The 14,679-nt window shown below is 56.7% G+C and carries 13 protein-coding genes; 10 read left to right on the forward strand and 3 right to left on the reverse strand.

Going from position 1 to position 14,679, the window contains the following annotated elements; genetic code table 11:
• Window positions 1-11: 11 nt before the first annotated feature.
• From PHA01_RS12000 to PHA01_RS12025, 6 genes are read left to right on the forward strand one after another with little or no spacing between them, the layout of a single operon-like run.
• Entirely contained in the window at window positions 12-815 is an 804-nt protein-coding gene (locus PHA01_RS12000) for a carbon-nitrogen hydrolase family protein (RefSeq protein ID WP_271895688.1), read from the forward strand.
• Window positions 816-826: 11 nt separating this feature from the next.
• Window positions 827-1,498 carry an RraA family protein gene (locus PHA01_RS12005; RefSeq protein WP_271895690.1) on the forward strand — a complete coding sequence of 224 codons (672 nt, stop codon included), beginning with the start codon at window positions 827-829 and terminating at the stop codon, window positions 1,496-1,498.
• Between the two features lie 35 nt (window positions 1,499-1,533).
• A complete protein-coding gene (locus PHA01_RS12010) occupies window positions 1,534-2,574 on the forward strand; it encodes an ABC transporter substrate-binding protein (RefSeq protein ID WP_271895692.1) in 1,041 nt (346 codons plus the stop codon).
• 30 nt (window positions 2,575-2,604) lie between these two features.
• A complete protein-coding gene (locus PHA01_RS12015) occupies window positions 2,605-3,720 on the forward strand; it encodes an ABC transporter ATP-binding protein (protein ID WP_271895694.1) in 1,116 nt (371 codons plus the stop codon).
• A complete protein-coding gene (locus PHA01_RS12020; protein WP_271895696.1) occupies window positions 3,717-4,598 on the forward strand; it encodes an ABC transporter permease in 882 nt (293 codons plus the stop codon). The genes PHA01_RS12015 and PHA01_RS12020 overlap by 4 nt, the downstream gene beginning before the upstream one ends.
• 5 nt (window positions 4,599-4,603) lie before the next feature.
• Window positions 4,604-5,398 (forward strand): ABC transporter permease, encoded by a 795-nt coding sequence (locus tag PHA01_RS12025; RefSeq protein WP_271895698.1) that lies wholly within the window; start codon window positions 4,604-4,606, stop codon window positions 5,396-5,398.
• Between the two features lie 8 nt (window positions 5,399-5,406).
• On the opposite strand, the gene PHA01_RS12030 is transcribed toward PHA01_RS12025, so the two are convergent.
• Window positions 5,407-6,858 carry an MFS transporter gene (locus PHA01_RS12030; protein WP_271895700.1) on the reverse strand — a complete coding sequence of 484 codons (1,452 nt, stop codon included), beginning with the start codon at window positions 6,856-6,858 and terminating at the stop codon, window positions 5,407-5,409.
• Window positions 6,859-6,997: 139 nt separating this feature from the next.
• Here PHA01_RS12030 and PHA01_RS12035 point away from each other — a divergent pair, with 139 nt between their 5' ends.
• The gene (locus PHA01_RS12035) at window positions 6,998-7,930 is read left to right on the forward strand and encodes a LysR family transcriptional regulator (protein ID WP_271895702.1); all 933 of its coding nucleotides are present in this window, start codon (window positions 6,998-7,000) and stop codon (window positions 7,928-7,930) included.
• Between the two features lie 128 nt (window positions 7,931-8,058).
• Entirely contained in the window at window positions 8,059-8,736 is a 678-nt protein-coding gene (locus tag PHA01_RS12040; protein WP_271895704.1) for a superoxide dismutase, read from the forward strand.
• 54 nt (window positions 8,737-8,790) lie between these two features.
• Here the strand turns inward: PHA01_RS12040 and amaB are convergent, their stop codons facing one another.
• Together amaB and hglS are read right to left on the reverse strand one after the other, a co-directional pair.
• Window positions 8,791-10,302, reverse strand: a complete 1,512-nt coding sequence (gene amaB, locus PHA01_RS12045) for an L-piperidine-6-carboxylate dehydrogenase (protein WP_271895706.1) — start codon at window positions 10,300-10,302, stop codon at window positions 8,791-8,793.
• Window positions 10,303-10,381: 79 nt separating this feature from the next.
• The gene (hglS, locus tag PHA01_RS12050; RefSeq protein ID WP_271895950.1) at window positions 10,382-11,788 is read right to left on the reverse strand and encodes a 2-oxoadipate dioxygenase/decarboxylase HglS; all 1,407 of its coding nucleotides are present in this window, start codon (window positions 11,786-11,788) and stop codon (window positions 10,382-10,384) included.
• 122 nt (window positions 11,789-11,910) lie between these two features.
• Between hglS and PHA01_RS12055 the strand changes: the two genes are divergently transcribed.
• Both PHA01_RS12055 and PHA01_RS12060 read left to right on the forward strand, forming a co-directional pair.
• Window positions 11,911-12,825 carry a LysR family transcriptional regulator gene (locus PHA01_RS12055; protein ID WP_271895708.1) on the forward strand — a complete coding sequence of 305 codons (915 nt, stop codon included), beginning with the start codon at window positions 11,911-11,913 and terminating at the stop codon, window positions 12,823-12,825.
• A gap of 113 nt (window positions 12,826-12,938) precedes the next feature.
• Window positions 12,939-14,222 carry an NAD(P)/FAD-dependent oxidoreductase gene (locus PHA01_RS12060; protein ID WP_271895710.1) on the forward strand — a complete coding sequence of 428 codons (1,284 nt, stop codon included), beginning with the start codon at window positions 12,939-12,941 and terminating at the stop codon, window positions 14,220-14,222.
• Window positions 14,223-14,679: the final 457 nt, after the last annotated feature.

Genomic DNA, 14,679 nt, shown 5'->3' on the forward strand with positions numbered 1-14,679 from the left:
GAGGTATGAGCGTGAAAGTCAGTCTAGTACAAATGAACTCGCAAGACAGCAAGGCCGCAAATCTGGACACGGCGGCACGTCTGATCAACGAAGCCGTTGAGAATGACGCACCAGACCTCATCGTATTACCCGAATACTATGCCTTCCTTGGCGAAGGCCGGGACAACATCTACGCCAATGGCGAGACGTTTCCGGATGGCGACGGCTACCGGCTGATGTCAGGACTGGCGGAAAAACACAGCGTCACAATTCACGCTGGCAGCATTGTCGAACAGGATGGCAACAAATATTACAACACGACGATTGTCTTTGGCCCTGACGGTAAGGAACTAGCGAAATACCGCAAGATTCACCTGTTCGATGTGGATACGCCAGGCGGCACGGTCTACCGCGAGTCAGATACGATCAGTCGCGGCGAGGACGTTGTAACTTACCAAGTTGGTGACACAAAGGTCGGTTGCGCCATCTGCTATGACGTCCGCTTCCCCGAACTGTTCCGCAAGCTGCGTGACGAGGGAGCCGAAGTCATCGTCCTTCCCGCTGCCTTCACCCTGATGACCGGCAAGGATCATTGGGAAGTGCTTGCCCGCGCCCGCGCCATCGAAACGCAGACCTATTTCCTTGCGGTTGGGCAGACGCTCTCCCATGCCGAGGGGCGAAAATGGTGCTGGGGGCATTCCATGGTCATCGACCCATGGGGCCACATCGTGGCGCAATGCTCCGATGGTGTCGGAACCACCAGCTCCAAACTGGACCTTGGCTACGTCACAAAAGTGCGCGGCGATGTTCCCGTTGCCCGCCACCACGTGCTTTGAGAGGTCAGACCATGTTTGAAGTCAATGAAATGCCACGTCAGATCGATGCTGATTTGATCAAGCTCATGGAACAGGTCGAGACTGCCACGATTGGACACTTCCTGCATTCGGGTTTCGTCGATCGGGAAATTCGCGCTGTTCTGCCGGAAAAACGTGTAGCCGGAACGGCTGTCACCATCCGGATTCCGCATGCCGATTCGACCATCCTGCATTACCTGACCAAGATTGTCCGTCCTGGCGATTTCGTCGCAATCGAACGGTGTGGCGATAATCGTCACGCCTGCTGGGGCGGTGTTGTGACACATGCCATGAAGCTGGCCGGCGTTGTCGGCGCGGTAATCGATGGTCCGGCCACGGATTTCTCCGAAATACGCAAGGTGGAAATGCCCATGTGGTGTCGTGGACCGTCACCGATAACGACCAAAATTCTGGGCCTGGAAGGCGCGATTAACGTCCCGGTTACGGTCGGTGGTCAAGTTATCAAGCCAGGCGATGCAATCATCGCGGATGAAAGTGGTGTCGTGGTCCTGGCACCATCCCAGGCACGGGCTGCCGCGGAGAAAGCGCTCGGCATGCAGGAAAACGAAATCATATTGCTCGAACGCTTGCGCAAAGGCGAATTTCTTCCCGACATTTCGGGAGCTACGAAAATCGTGGAGGGCCAGAAGCGCCAGGTCGCCTGATCCATAACAGTCAACTCATAAAAACAGGGAACGAGATGATGTTTGCAAGACTTTCAATTGCTGTTTCAGCACTCATAATCGCTGCGATCAGTAGCGCTTCGGCGGAGACTGTAACGCTGACGGCCTATAGCGGTATCTTTCAAGAACACTATACGAAGGCCGTCATCGAGCCGTTCATGAAAAAATATCCCGATATCACCGTGCAGTTCTATGGCATGCCGAACTCGGCGCAGATGCTCGGGACCCTGCGTGCGCAGAAGAGCAGCCCACAAATAGACGTGGCGATACTTGATGTGAGTGTAGCGAAGGCGGGCACGGATGAGGGTCTGTTCGACAAGGTCGATGAAAGTGTGTCTGCAAACGTCAAGGATCTTTACCCGAACGCTCACGCCGAAGGTGTTGCAGGCGTCGGCGTTACCTTCGATAATCTGGTGATCATCTATAACACTGATCAGGTGAAGGCAGCGCCGACGTCCTGGGACGCCCTTTGGGACAAGCAGTATGAAGGAAAGGTGATCATACAGGCTGCCCCGGATATTCAAGGAACAACATTTACGATCATTTCGAACAAGCTTGCCGGCGGCGGGGATTACAAGACCGACGTCTCGGCGGGCATCGCCAAGATTGGCGAACTCGCGCCGGGCGTACAGACCTGGGATCCGAAGCCAGATGTCTATGCTCCAATCGCCAACGGACAGGCGGCTTTGGGTATCGGCTGGAATGCGCGCGCTCAAATTTACTCCGAGACCTCTGGTGGAAAACTGGGCGTTGCCCTGCCGGAAGAGGGGAGCGGGTTCCAGATCAATACGATCAATCTCGTGAAGAACGCTCCGGCGGGCGATGCTGCGAAGAAATTCATCGATTACGCGCTCAGCCCTGAAGCCCAAGCGGCATTCACCAGCGAAATGTTCTACGCTCCCACAAATTCCAAAACTGTCATTGCACAAGATGCTTTGAAGCGCACCGCCGCCGACGATATGGATAAGATGATCGATATTGACTGGCTGGCAGTCGCGAAAGTCCGTGACGGCATCACCGAGCAATGGCGTCGTCGCATCATTCCGCTCAGCCGCTAAAGTTCAAGCCGTGAAAATTTGGAGGCTACCATGATGCATCAGACCATCAAACGCGATGGCGTTGAAACGATTGGCAACCCACACCTCAGCCTGGAAGGTATCAATAAGAAATACGGTCTTGTCGAAGTCATCTCAAATCTGAATCTCGAGGTCCGGAAGGGCGAACTCATTGCCCTGCTGGGTCCTTCTGGATGCGGCAAGACCACCACTCTTCGCATGATTGCCGGACTGATCGCTCCCTCAGCTGGAAAGATTGCCGTCGGGGGACGCGATGTAACTCATATCGCGCCGCATGGCAGGGACATGGGCCTGGTCTTTCAAAGTTATGCGCTGTTTCCGCATATGACCGTAGCGAAGAATGTCGCGTTCGGTCTGGAAATGCGCGGCCTGTCGCGGGCCGATATTGCCAACAAGGTGGCCAAGGCGCTCGCCATGGTCCAGCTCGGACATCTTGCCGAGCGAAAACCACGGGAACTTTCCGGCGGCCAGCAGCAGCGTGTGGCGTTGGCTCGCGCTCTCGTCATTGAACCGTCGATACTTCTGCTCGATGAACCGCTCTCGAATCTCGACGCAAAACTGCGCGATGAAATGCGGACGCAAATACGGGACATACAGCAGGAGCTGGGCATTACGACAGTTTTTGTGACACATGATCAGGTAGAAGCCTTGAGCATGTGTGATCGCATCGTGGTCATGAAAGGCGGACTGATTGAACAAGTTGGCACGCCGCATGAGATCTACGAGCGGCCAACGACACCTTTCGTCGCTTCCTTTGTCGGTCGCACGAACCGGGTCAAGGGCAAGCGCACGGGAGACGGCTGCATACGAATTGGTTCATCGATGATCCGGTCGGCCAGACCGGCGGTCCAAGACGATGTTATGGTGATGGTGCGCCCGCACCGCATTCATGTCGATTGGAGCGCAGCGTCAACGGAACGGCAAGGTGAAACGCAAAACCGGATGGCTGCGGTACTCTCGCGGATCACTTTCGTTGGCGATGTCATCCAGTACCATTTTGACGTGGGCGGTACCGAATTCATCGTTGAAGAGTCGACCAAAAAGTCTCAAGCCAGCCGTCGCCAGGGGGACGAAGCTGTCCTCTCCTGGAGCGTCGAGGACACACTCGTCTTCGGAGCGGATCAATGACGACAGCAACCTTCGATATGCCTGTCGGCGCACAGAAACCCTCCAGCACTGCCGGTATCGCTGTTGCCCTGCTGTTGCCAATCGCCCTGGTCAACGCCATCGGATTTATTCTTCCGGTTTTCAATCTGGCACGAATGTCCTTCAATGAAGCCTTGCCTGGCGGCGGTATTGCAGAGGCTTTCACGGCTGCCAACTGGACGGGCTTGCTTCAGGATAGTTTTTATATCGAACTGATCCTGAATTCGATCATGGTCAGTTTAGGAATTACCTTCGCAACCCTGTTGGCGAGCTATCCGATAGCGCTATATCTTCATCGCGCGTCTGGTGCGTGGCGAACGTTCTTGACGGTGCTCGTCATTTCACCGCTCCTGACCTCAGCCGTCGTGCGGACCTATGGCTGGATCGCCCTCCTTGCCGAACAGGGACCAGTTGCCAATGTGATTGCGGCAATGGGCTTTCAGCCGCCGCGTATGATGTTCAACACCACCGGCGTCGTCATTGGACTGACCGAGATCTTGATGCCCTATATGATCTTGTCGTTGATGGCCGGATTCGGGCGGCTCGACCCCAAGGTAGAGGAGGCGGCTCGAACGCTCGGCGCGACACCTTTCAGGACGTTCTGGCGTGTTATCCTGCCCCTGACGTTGCCTGGTATCGCCCTTGGCTGCCTTCTTTGCTTTGTTCTCGCCATCTCCTCCTTCATTACGCTGAAGCTGATGGGCGGCGGACGGGTGTTCTTGCTGGCGACGGAGATCTACGATCAGGCAATCGTGACATTGAACTGGCCGCTGGCCGCGACGCTGTCAATGCTCGTGCTCATCATTTTCGGAGCTGCATTGGCTGTCTATTCGCGCGTGCTGCGCATGATCGAAGGGTAACGGTAATGGAAGACAATCCCACCTCCTGGTTTATGCGTATCACCGTAACCATCCTGTTCCTGTTTCTTCTGGCACCGGTCTTGCTCGTGTTTCCGATCTCCTTCAGTGGCGACCAGATCCTCGCCTTTCCGCCGAGCTCGTGGTCGCTGCGGTGGTATGAGGCCCTGCTCGGAAACAACGTCATGATGTCGGCGTTTCTGACAAGTCTCGGGCTTGCAAGCGTTGTTACTGTCCTGTCGTTGATTATCGCAATTCCCGCGTCCTATGCGATTGTCCGGTTGAAGGTCACCGGGTCGGAATTCCTGTTCAATCTTTTCACCGCCCCCTTGCTGTTGCCGACAATCGTTTTGGGGCTGGCCATCCTGATCATTTTTGCGTCGATGGGTCTCCTGGCAACGTTCACAGGCCTCGTGATCGGCCATCTGGTGATCACGCTTCCCTATGCGTTGCGGGTGCTCTCCGTGTCGCTCGGCAATCTCAACCTCGCTTGCGAAGAGGCGGCTTCGTCGCTCGGAGCCAAACCCCTGGCCGTTTTCGGAAAGGTTACCCTGCCTATGATGGCGCCGGGTATCGTTGCGGCTACGGCGCTCTGTTTCCTCGTTTCATTTGATGAAGTGGTCATCACGCTGTTCCTGACGGGACCCAGAATGACCACGCTGCCCGTTGAGCTGTTCCATCACGTCGAGAGCCAGGCTGACCCGTTGGTTGCAAGCGTTTCAGTTCTTCTGATCCTGATGACGCTGGCAGTGGTCATGATCGTGGATCGGACAATGGGTCTGACGAAGGCCTTCGTGAAGTAGTGGATTTCTCAGCGAGTCTTTGCGGTGCGAATGGGTGTTGCGTGAGCATGGCGTCCAATGGCGATGGCAAGCGCGACCGCAATCAAAACTGCCGCCACGACAAATGTTATGCGCATACCGGTAGCAATGGCCTCGGGTCGCGCCGTCTCTATGTCCACCGTTGCTGACGCGAACGTGAACAAAGCACCCATGACGGATGCGCCGGTGATGAGCCCGAGGTTGCGCGACAGGCTCAGCAGCCCTGAAACGACCCCCCGCTGGTCCGAGGGGACATCCATCATGACGACCGTGTTGTTGGCGGCCTGGAACAATGCATAGCCGGGGGTCAAGACGGCTATGGCAGCAATATAGCCCGCAATGCCGAACATCGCCGGAAGCACGGCTAGTGCTAGTGAACCGGCCGCCATTTCGATTAGTCCAATCATGACCATGATTGGCGCGCCCAAACGGTCGACCAAATGACCAGCCGGGACGCCGCTCAATGCGGACATGATTGGTCCGATCGCCATAACGATTCCAAGAAGAGCCTCGTTGAGCCCGAGTGCACGGGAGAGGTAGAACGGCCCGACCACCAGCGTCGCCATCATCACAGTCGAGACGAGCGCGCTCATGGTCAGGCTGCCACTCAGCACCGGATCGCGGAACATAGCCAACCGGATCAGAGGTGACGCTGCACGCGCCTCGGTGAGAACGAACAGGCCGGTTCCACAGCCGGCGGCCAGCAGCAGAGCTATATTGAGCAGACCGAAGCCACCGCGCCCGATCGTCATGGAGAGCGCATACGCGGCGAGCGTCAGAGCAAGCAACAGTGTACCCATAATATCGAAACCGGCTCGATCAGCCTTCGGTCGTGGGTAATCACCGGGCAGATAGCGATAGGCGAGAAGAAAAGCCAGGATACCCAGCGGCGCATTGACGAGGAAGATTGCCTGCCAACCTAGCCCGGCTATCAGAACGCCGCCGAGCGATGGACCGAGAGCAGTGCCAATCGCCGACATCGTTCCGAGCAACCCCATCGCGCTGCCTGTTTTTGTCTTTGGAACGATCGCGCTGATGAATGCCACGGTAAGAGCCATCATGATGGCCGCGCCGAGGCCCTGCGCTGCCCGTGCGGTAACCAACAGCCAGAGCGTGGAGGTGACACCGCACAGGATCGAGGCAAGCGTGAAAAGGAAGATTCCGGCCAGTAGCAGTCGTCGATGACCTATAGCGTCGCCTAGCCGTCCGACGCTGACGATCAAAGTAGTGATGGCGAGAAGATAAGCGAGGATGATCCACTGCACTTCCTGGAAGGAGGCATTGAACGCTTGAGCCAATGTCGGCAGGCCAACATTGGCGATGCTGATGCCGAGCGAGGACAGCAACATGGACAGCGAAAGGCCGGCAAGCGCCAACGGGGTCGAAGCTGTCCGTTCTGCATGTACTGCCTCGTTTTGAGTTGCGATGATTGGCTTCAACATGAACTCCGCTTTCTGCTGTCTCCTGAAACGGAGCTCTCAGATACGTAGTCTTATGCCAGGCATGGCGGAAGACGCAGCATTTGCATTTTGTTCGTGCGTTTGACGCTATATCACAATTGAACTGTGCTAGGATCAATGCATGTCGCATCCCGATCTCAATTTGCTTGTCACCCTTGATGTGCTGCTCGCTGAAGGAAGCGTGGCTCGCGCCGCCGAAAGGCTACGGCTGAGCCCGTCCGCGATGAGCCGCGCATTGGCACGGTTGCGGGAAACGACCGGCGACCCACTGCTCGTCCGGGCCGGACGCAGCCTTGTTCCCACACCCCGGGCCCTAGAGCTTCGGGAACGCGTCGCTCTGCTTGTGCAGGATGCAGAAGCCGTTCTGCGTCCTCAGGAAATGCTCGACCTGAAGCGGCTTGTACGAACATTCACGATCAGAAACAGGGATGGCTTTGTCGAGAATTTCGGACCACGTCTCATTGCGCGGGTAAGCGAAGAAGCACCAGGCATACGGTTGCGCTTCGTGCAGAAGACCAGCAAAGATAGTCTATCCCTTCGGGACGGAACGGTTGATCTGGAAACCGGCGTTGTGGGCAAGACAACGGGTCCTGAAGTGCGCGCACAGGCTCTGTTCCGTGATCGTTTCGTTGGTGTCGTTCGGATGGGACATCCGTTGTGCGGCGTCACGATCACGCCTGCCCAATATGCGGCCGGTCGGCACATCCTCATCTCTCGTCGCGGGCTCGACAGTGGACCGATCGATGATGCCCTCGAGCCGTTAAGGCTGAAACGAGAGATCGTGACGGTCGTCGCCGGCTTTTCGGAGGCCCTGGCTCTGGCGGGTGCCTCGAACCTGATCGCCAGCGTTCCCGAACGCTATACGGGAAACCTGCGCGCCGGAATGCATAGTTTTCCCATTCCGATAGCCATGCCGGAGGTCACAATTTCATTGCTCTGGCATCCGCGGCTGGACGCCGACCCCGCGCATCGTTGGTTGCGCGGGGTCGTGCGGGATGTTTGTGCGGAGTCCATCGACTGTGGAAGGGCGCCCCGACCATCACAGGTCGTATGAGGCGCCGAAAAATCGATCATGGAGAGGTTGCTTTGGCGCTTCGCCATCACAAACATGTTAAAGCAGTTGCGACGCCATTTATGAGATATCTATTGGCTTGCGTCCGTAGACGACCGAAGGAGATTAATATGCAGATGAACCGACGTCATGTATTGGCGCTCTCCGGAGCCGCTGCTGCGACAACGCTCTTTGCCCCGGCCATCAAGGCTCGCGCAGCCGCGCCCTTCAAACAGCCCGAACTACCTTACGCGGAAGATGCGCTGGCGCCGGTGATTTCAGCGAGAACAGTTGGCCTCCACTATGGAAAGCACCATGCTGGTTACTTCAAGAAGCTCAATACCTTGGTTGAAAAGACACCCTATGCGGATCTCTCACTCGAAGAGGTGGTCGTGCGTGCCAAAAAGGATGGAGATACCGCGATCTTCAACAACGCCGCACAGGCATGGAACCACAATCTCTATTGGCAACAGTTCAAAGGCGGACCTGCGGCACCCAAAGGTGAAATCCTGCAAGCCATCGAGGGCAGTTTTGGCGGCTTTGACGAACTGAAGAAGAAGATGACCGCCGAGGGCGACAACGTGTTCGGCACAGGATGGATATGGCTAACCAAGGATGGGGAAAAGCTCTCAATCGTTGGCATGCAGGATGCCGGTGATCCGCTCGCGAAGGGCAAGAAAGCGTTGCTCGGTATCGATGTCTGGGAGCACGCTTATCTAGATTACGAGAACCGCCGCCCGGAACACGTTGCGGCAGTTCTTGGCAAGCTTGTTAACTGGGAATTTGTCGGCGAACAATTTCAGGCATGATATTCTGCGCAAAACGCCGTCCCCCGTTTCCGGGGAACGGCGTTTAAAATCTGATTAGTCGATATCGAACGATACGCCCTGTGCCAAGGGAAGGGCTGACGAATAGTTCACCGTGTTCGTGGCACGGCGCATATAGGCCTTCCATGCGTCCGATCCGGATTCGCGCCCGCCACCTGTTTCCTTCTCGCCGCCAAAGGCCCCGCCGATTTCAGCGCCGGACGTGCCGATGTTGACGTTTGCGATACCGCAGTCTGACCCATCAGCGCTGAGGAAACGTTCGGCTTCCTGTAAATTGAGCGTGAAAATCGAGGATGAAAGCCCCGCTCCGACTGCGTTGTGATCGGCGATCGCTTTGTCGAAGTCGCTGTATTTCATGACGTAGAGGATAGGAGCGAAGGTTTCTTCGGTTACCGGCCCATCCTGTCTCGGCATTTCGACAAGAGCGGGACGGACATAATAGGCATTGGCGTACCCGGTATCGATGCGCGCGCCGCCCGTTACCTTGCCCCCATGATCGATTGCTTGCCTCAGCGCCTTTTGCATATTGTCATAGGCAGCCTTGTCGATGAGCGGACCGACCAACGCCGATGTATCGAGTGGACTGCCGACGGAAACGCTTTCATAGGCTTTCTTCAGGCGGGGCACGAGCGTTTCATAGACGCTTTCATGTACGAAAAGACGGCGAAGGCTGGTGCAACGCTGACCGGCGGTGCCCATTGCACCGAAGGCAATAGCACGCAGTGCCATGTCCAGATCGGCCGAGGGGCAGACGATGCCGGCATTGTTGCCACCAAGCTCGAGGATCGAGCGAGCGAAACGCTTGGCGAGACGCGGCCCGACCTCGCGGCCCATGCGGGTAGATCCCGTCGCCGATACGAGCGCAACCTTCGGATGATCGACGAGGGTCTCGCCAACGGTGCGGTCGCCCATCAGCACCTGGGTAAGGCCGGCGGGAACATCACCAAAACGCTTGGCGGCGCGCTCAAAGATGGCTTGGCATGCGAGCGCGGTTAGAGGTGTTTTTTCCGATGGCTTCCACACAACAGCATTACCGCAGACGAGTGCGAGCGCCGTGTTCCACGACCAGACGGCAACCGGGAAATTGAAAGCGGAGATAACCCCAACGACGCCAAGCGGATGCCAGGTTTCCATCATGCGGTGTCCGGGACGTTCGGTTGCGATGGTCAGGCCATAGAGCTGGCGCGACAAGCCGACAGCAAAATCGCAAATGTCGATCATTTCCTGGACTTCGCCGAGGCCTTCCGACGGGATCTTGCCAGCTTCGATCGAAACAAGGCGGCCGAGTTCACTCTTCAGCGCCCGCAACTCCTCGCCGAACAGACGCACGAGTTCGCCGCGCCTTGGGGCCGGCACCAGACGCCATTCGCGGAACGCTGCATCAGCCCGTTCGATGGTCTTTGCCGTATCGTCCGCCGAATGAACCACGATATCGGCGATTTTCTCACCGCTGACGGGACTGGAGGAGGGCATCCTTCCGCCGGTATAAGCGGATTCAGCTACGCCGAGCTTGGAAAGGAGTGTTTTCACTTCTTGAGCAATGGTCATCTTGCTTTTCCTTTGTCTGTTGCCTGCCCGTTTGGGGGAGCTTTTATCAGGCCGTTCTAATTTTTGATACTGCCGCTGCTCAGCCTGCGAGCGCGATGGGTTTGAAGTGTCTCAGGCACGCATCCACAGATGCTTTTTCAAGGTTTTCATAATGCGTGAATTCATCGAGAACCGGTACGCCAAGCTGCTCCTCGAATTCCCGCTGACTAGGGCTTGCTGCGAATTTCAGGTTCGCATCGTCGCCGAGATTGGATTGGAAAATTCCGGCGGCGCTCACGGGCAGAAAATCCTCATAGACGATCGGGTCGAACTGGACGGCGCCCATCGCGACGAGCGTTTCGATGTTGGCGGCTTCGCGAGGCGACAGCGTGTTTTGTGGAAAGCACTCGACGACAGAATAGCGGAAATAACCGAGTCCATTGATGCGGATAGTATTCCAATCATCCGGGAAGGCTTTGAACGCACCAGCCAACGCAGCAACGTAGGCTTCGGCATTCGAGCCATCGGCGGCAGGGCGAACTACTTCACGCGATTTGGCCAGGAGTTGATCGTAGAGCGCGCGACCTTGAAGGGTCAGTGCAACGCCACGTTGCTCGATTTCGCCGAAGCGGGCCGTATGCGAGCCGGCTTCCCATTGCCCTTGAGCGTTGCGAAACGAGACGTTTTCCTCAAGCGCCTTGAAAGAGGTCTGGCGCAGAAGAATGGGACAGGCCCGGGTCGGAGGGCCTTCGATGACTGCCTTTGGCGAAATACCGTGTGCAAGCATCAGGTCCTGAACGGCATCGATATCCAGTGTGCGCGGCGTCAGATGATTGATGTGCGGCCCCTTGAAAGACACGACATCGGCGATCAGCCGGTGTGCATCGTGCAGGCGGTCATAGAGCTCACCGCTAACGCTGGCATGGTCGTGCCAACGGAAGGCTTCGAGGATTTCCTGTACGAAAAGCGCCGCATCGTCAGCGTTGAGGCCACCTTCAGTCTCGGCTTTCTCAATGAGAGAAATCGCCTCTTCGGTAAAGATCTGCCGTGCTTCGAGGATCTTCCGGGCTTCGTCGCGAAGCTCTGGATCCACAACGAGATCGAGCCGCAGCAATGAGGTAAAAACCCGAAACGGATTGATCTTCAACGACGCATCGCTTGACGGCCGGAAGGCGGTGGAATGGACGGGAACGCCGGCCTCACTCAGATCGTAATAACCGACCGGATACATGCCCATGATGGCGAAGACCCGGCGCAGCATGGCGAGTTCTGCTGGCGTGCCGACACGGATAGCACCGTGCCGCTCTTCCGAAATACGGTCAAGCGTGTCGGTTTTTTCCAGGCGATGCCTCAGTTCCGGCGATCCGGCAAGCGTTTGTGCATTCACTTTCGCGACGAGCGACAGAAGTGTTCCATAGGCGGGCACTTCCGTCCGGTACATGGATGACATGGCTGAAGAGAAAGATGCGCGGATAGCATCTGTCGGGACAAAACTCGTTGATTTCACAATGATGGTTCCGTTGCAGTGGTGCGACAGCAATTTCATCGCCGTCATGCTTAGACTGTATTATAGATAAGATAATGGCCCGCGGATTGCGATGATTGAAACTGGGTTGATGCGAGATAAGAATGAAGTTAAGCCGCAGATTGATCCCGGACATCGATATTCTGCAGACATTCGAGTGTGCGGCTCGGCATGGCAGTTTTACCCAAGCGGCGAGAGAGCTCAATCTGACGCAAAGTGCTGTCAGCCGGCAGATGAGCGAACTCGAAGGCCAGATCGGCGTACTGTTGTTCGAGCGCATTCGTCAGCGTGTTGTTCTTTCCAATGCCGGGCAGAAGTTTCTTCCGGAAGTACGACGCCTGCTTGGCCTGACTGAAGAGACGATGCTGCGTGCCATGGCCGCGTCACAATCAGCATCATCGCTGAACATTGCCACGCTGCCTACCTTCGGCAGCCGCTGGCTGATGCCAAGGCTCCCCGATTTCTTGCGCCGCCACCCCGAAATGGCGCTGAGCGTCGCATCGCGGTCGGAACCCTTCGATTTCGAGGAGGAGCCGTTCGATCTGGCCATCCACTATGGCCAGCCGGTCTGGGCGCATGCCACATGCACTTATCTCTGTAGTGAACTGATTGTACCCGTGGGGAGCCCGAAGCTTTGCGCGGCCAATCCCGTAAAAACACCAGCCGAACTGGCAAGCTCAGCGCCATTGTTGCATCTCTCGACACGGCCCAAGGCTTGGGCCTCCTGGTTCGAAACAGTACAGGCGGAGATTGCCACCCCATACAAGGGGCACCGATTTGAACATTTTTCCATGGTTATAGAGGCAGCGCTCGCCGGTCTGGGCTTCGCATTGCTCCCACGTTATTTGATTGAGCAAGAGGTCGCATCAGGGCGCTTGCTGGTGCTGTTCGAGCAGCCGCTCCAGACCGAAAACAGCTACTATCTTGTGGTGCCCGACCACAAGAAGGAGAACGCTCTGGCACAAAGCTTCTTCACCTGGATTGCCGATCAGGTTACCGAACGACCGACGCGACCCTAATCATTCGATAACCGCATCATGTCTTCAAGAAATTTCATTTCCGTTGGCAAGATCACACCCTATAACGACATGATTATAAGCCGGTTTTCTCCGGCCGACCTGGCGGTGATCCCATGCTGAATGATGAACGTTCCCACGGCCTGTGGGAAAAGACCGCGCCACCCGCGCCGAAGACGGAACGGCTGGATGGGGATATCTCCGTCGATGTGGCGGTGGTCGGTGCAGGCTTCACCGGGCTTTCTGCGGCTTTGCATCTGGCCGAAGCAGGAACGAAGGTGGCGGTCGTCGATGCCGTTGAGATAGGGTTCGGCGGTTCAGGCAGGAATGTCGGCCTCGTGAACGCGGGTATGTGGGTGATGCCGAATGATCTGCCTGGGGTGTTGGGAGCAGTTCATGGCGAGCGCCTACTGGAGCTGCTAGGAAACGCGCCGCAATCGGTTTTCAATCTTGTCGATAAATACAACATTGACTGCGAACTCGAGCGCAAAGGCACACTGCATTGTGCGGTTGGCCAGGACGGGCTGAAGCAGTTGGAGCAACGCGCCGAACAGTGGCTCGCCCGTGGCGCTGCGGTTCGACTGTTGGATGCAAAAGAAACCGCCGCCAAGGTGGGCTCGAATGCATACATGGCTTCATTGCTGGATAACCGGGCCGGCACAATACAGCCGCTGGGCTATGTTCGAGGGCTCGCCAAGGCTGCTCTCAGTGGTGGCGCCGCTGTTTACACTGGAACGCCAATAATGGCGACGGAGCGTTCGGGTAAGCGTTGGATTGTGCGGTCGGCTTCTGGCACGATTTCTGCTGACTGGGTCGTTGTCGCGACTAACGCCTACACGACATCGCCCTGGCCGGAATTGCGGGCGGAACTTCTGCATCTTCCCTATTTCAATTTCGCCACAGCGCCGCTGCCGGAAGAAGTGCGGAAGACCGTCCTTCCCGACAAGCAAGGCGGCTGGGATACGAAAGAGATATTGAGCTCCTTCCGCATGGATCGGGTGGGGCGACTGATATTCGGCAGCGTCGGTTCATTGCGCGGCACCGGTATGGCCGTGCACAAGGCGTGGGCCGCGAGATCCATCCGCAAGCTTTTTCCGCAGATCAAGGATGTGAAATTCGAAGCTGGCTGGTATGGCAAGATCGGCATGACCGATGATAGCCTGCCGCGCTTCCACACGCTCGCTCCGAACATCATCAGTTTCAGCGGTTACAATGGTCGCGGCATAGCGCCGGGCACAGTATTTGGCCGTCTTCTCGCCGAGCAAATAGTCGGCAAAATCACGGAAGCGGATTTACCGCTACCGGTAACCCCGCCAAAGGAACAGGGTTTTCGAGCAATGCGTGAAGGATACTATGAAGCCGGTGCGCAGCTGGCGCATCTGGTCGGGAACAGATTTTAAGCGAACACGTCTATCGCCGGTTGTGCCGTTCGTTCAACAGCACGATCAGCCAGCCTCCGGCAGCGAGCGCAAGCGGCAGAATAACAAAGGCAAAGAGTTGAATGCCGTTCATCACCGTAGTCCTCTTAGAGTCCTGCGTGCAGCTAAATGTAACGCTACCGCAGCAAAAAGCCAAATGACAGTCCCAACAAGGAAGATCAAAGACGGCACAACTGTTCCAGAAACAGTGTAGATGGCCGCTGCCCCGGGAGCCAAAACACCGACTGTAACACACGATGTCGATGCTCGGTCGATTGAGTTTGCAAGCAGTTTAGTACGCTCGTTGTGTATGAGTTTCATGCGAGATCGCTCATAAACTAAATGGACTCATCCCCAAGAGATTATGGTTATCGATGACAATCGACCACCCCGACGATAGACTAAGAGCGTCGGTGAGGGAGCAATCACGTTAACCCCG

This window comes from Candidatus Phyllobacterium onerii, assembly GCF_028331445.1.
Taxonomy (GTDB): domain Bacteria; phylum Pseudomonadota; class Alphaproteobacteria; order Rhizobiales; family Rhizobiaceae; genus Phyllobacterium; species Phyllobacterium onerii.

Bases quoted from the DNA above. Each gene is read 5' to 3' on its own strand.
- PHA01_RS12005 (WP_271895690.1), top strand. From the start codon at position 827: ATGTTTGAAGTCAATGAAATGCCACGTCAGATCGATGCTGATTTGATC.
- PHA01_RS12010 (WP_271895692.1), top strand. From the start codon at position 1,534: ATGATGTTTGCAAGACTTTCAATTGCTGTTTCAGCACTCATAATCGCT.
- PHA01_RS12015 (WP_271895694.1), top strand. From the start codon at position 2,605: ATGATGCATCAGACCATCAAACGCGATGGCGTTGAAACGATTGGCAAC.
- PHA01_RS12020 (WP_271895696.1), top strand. From the start codon at position 3,717: ATGACGACAGCAACCTTCGATATGCCTGTCGGCGCACAGAAACCCTCC.
- PHA01_RS12025 (WP_271895698.1), top strand. From the start codon at position 4,604: ATGGAAGACAATCCCACCTCCTGGTTTATGCGTATCACCGTAACCATC.
- PHA01_RS12030 (WP_271895700.1), bottom strand. From the start codon at position 6,858: ATGTTGAAGCCAATCATCGCAACTCAAAACGAGGCAGTACATGCAGAA.
- PHA01_RS12035 (WP_271895702.1), top strand. From the start codon at position 6,998: ATGTCGCATCCCGATCTCAATTTGCTTGTCACCCTTGATGTGCTGCTC.
- PHA01_RS12040 (WP_271895704.1), top strand. From the start codon at position 8,059: ATGCAGATGAACCGACGTCATGTATTGGCGCTCTCCGGAGCCGCTGCT.
- amaB (WP_271895706.1), bottom strand. From the start codon at position 10,302: ATGACCATTGCTCAAGAAGTGAAAACACTCCTTTCCAAGCTCGGCGTA.
- PHA01_RS12055 (WP_271895708.1), top strand. From the start codon at position 11,911: ATGAAGTTAAGCCGCAGATTGATCCCGGACATCGATATTCTGCAGACA.
- PHA01_RS12060 (WP_271895710.1), top strand. From the start codon at position 12,939: ATGCTGAATGATGAACGTTCCCACGGCCTGTGGGAAAAGACCGCGCCA.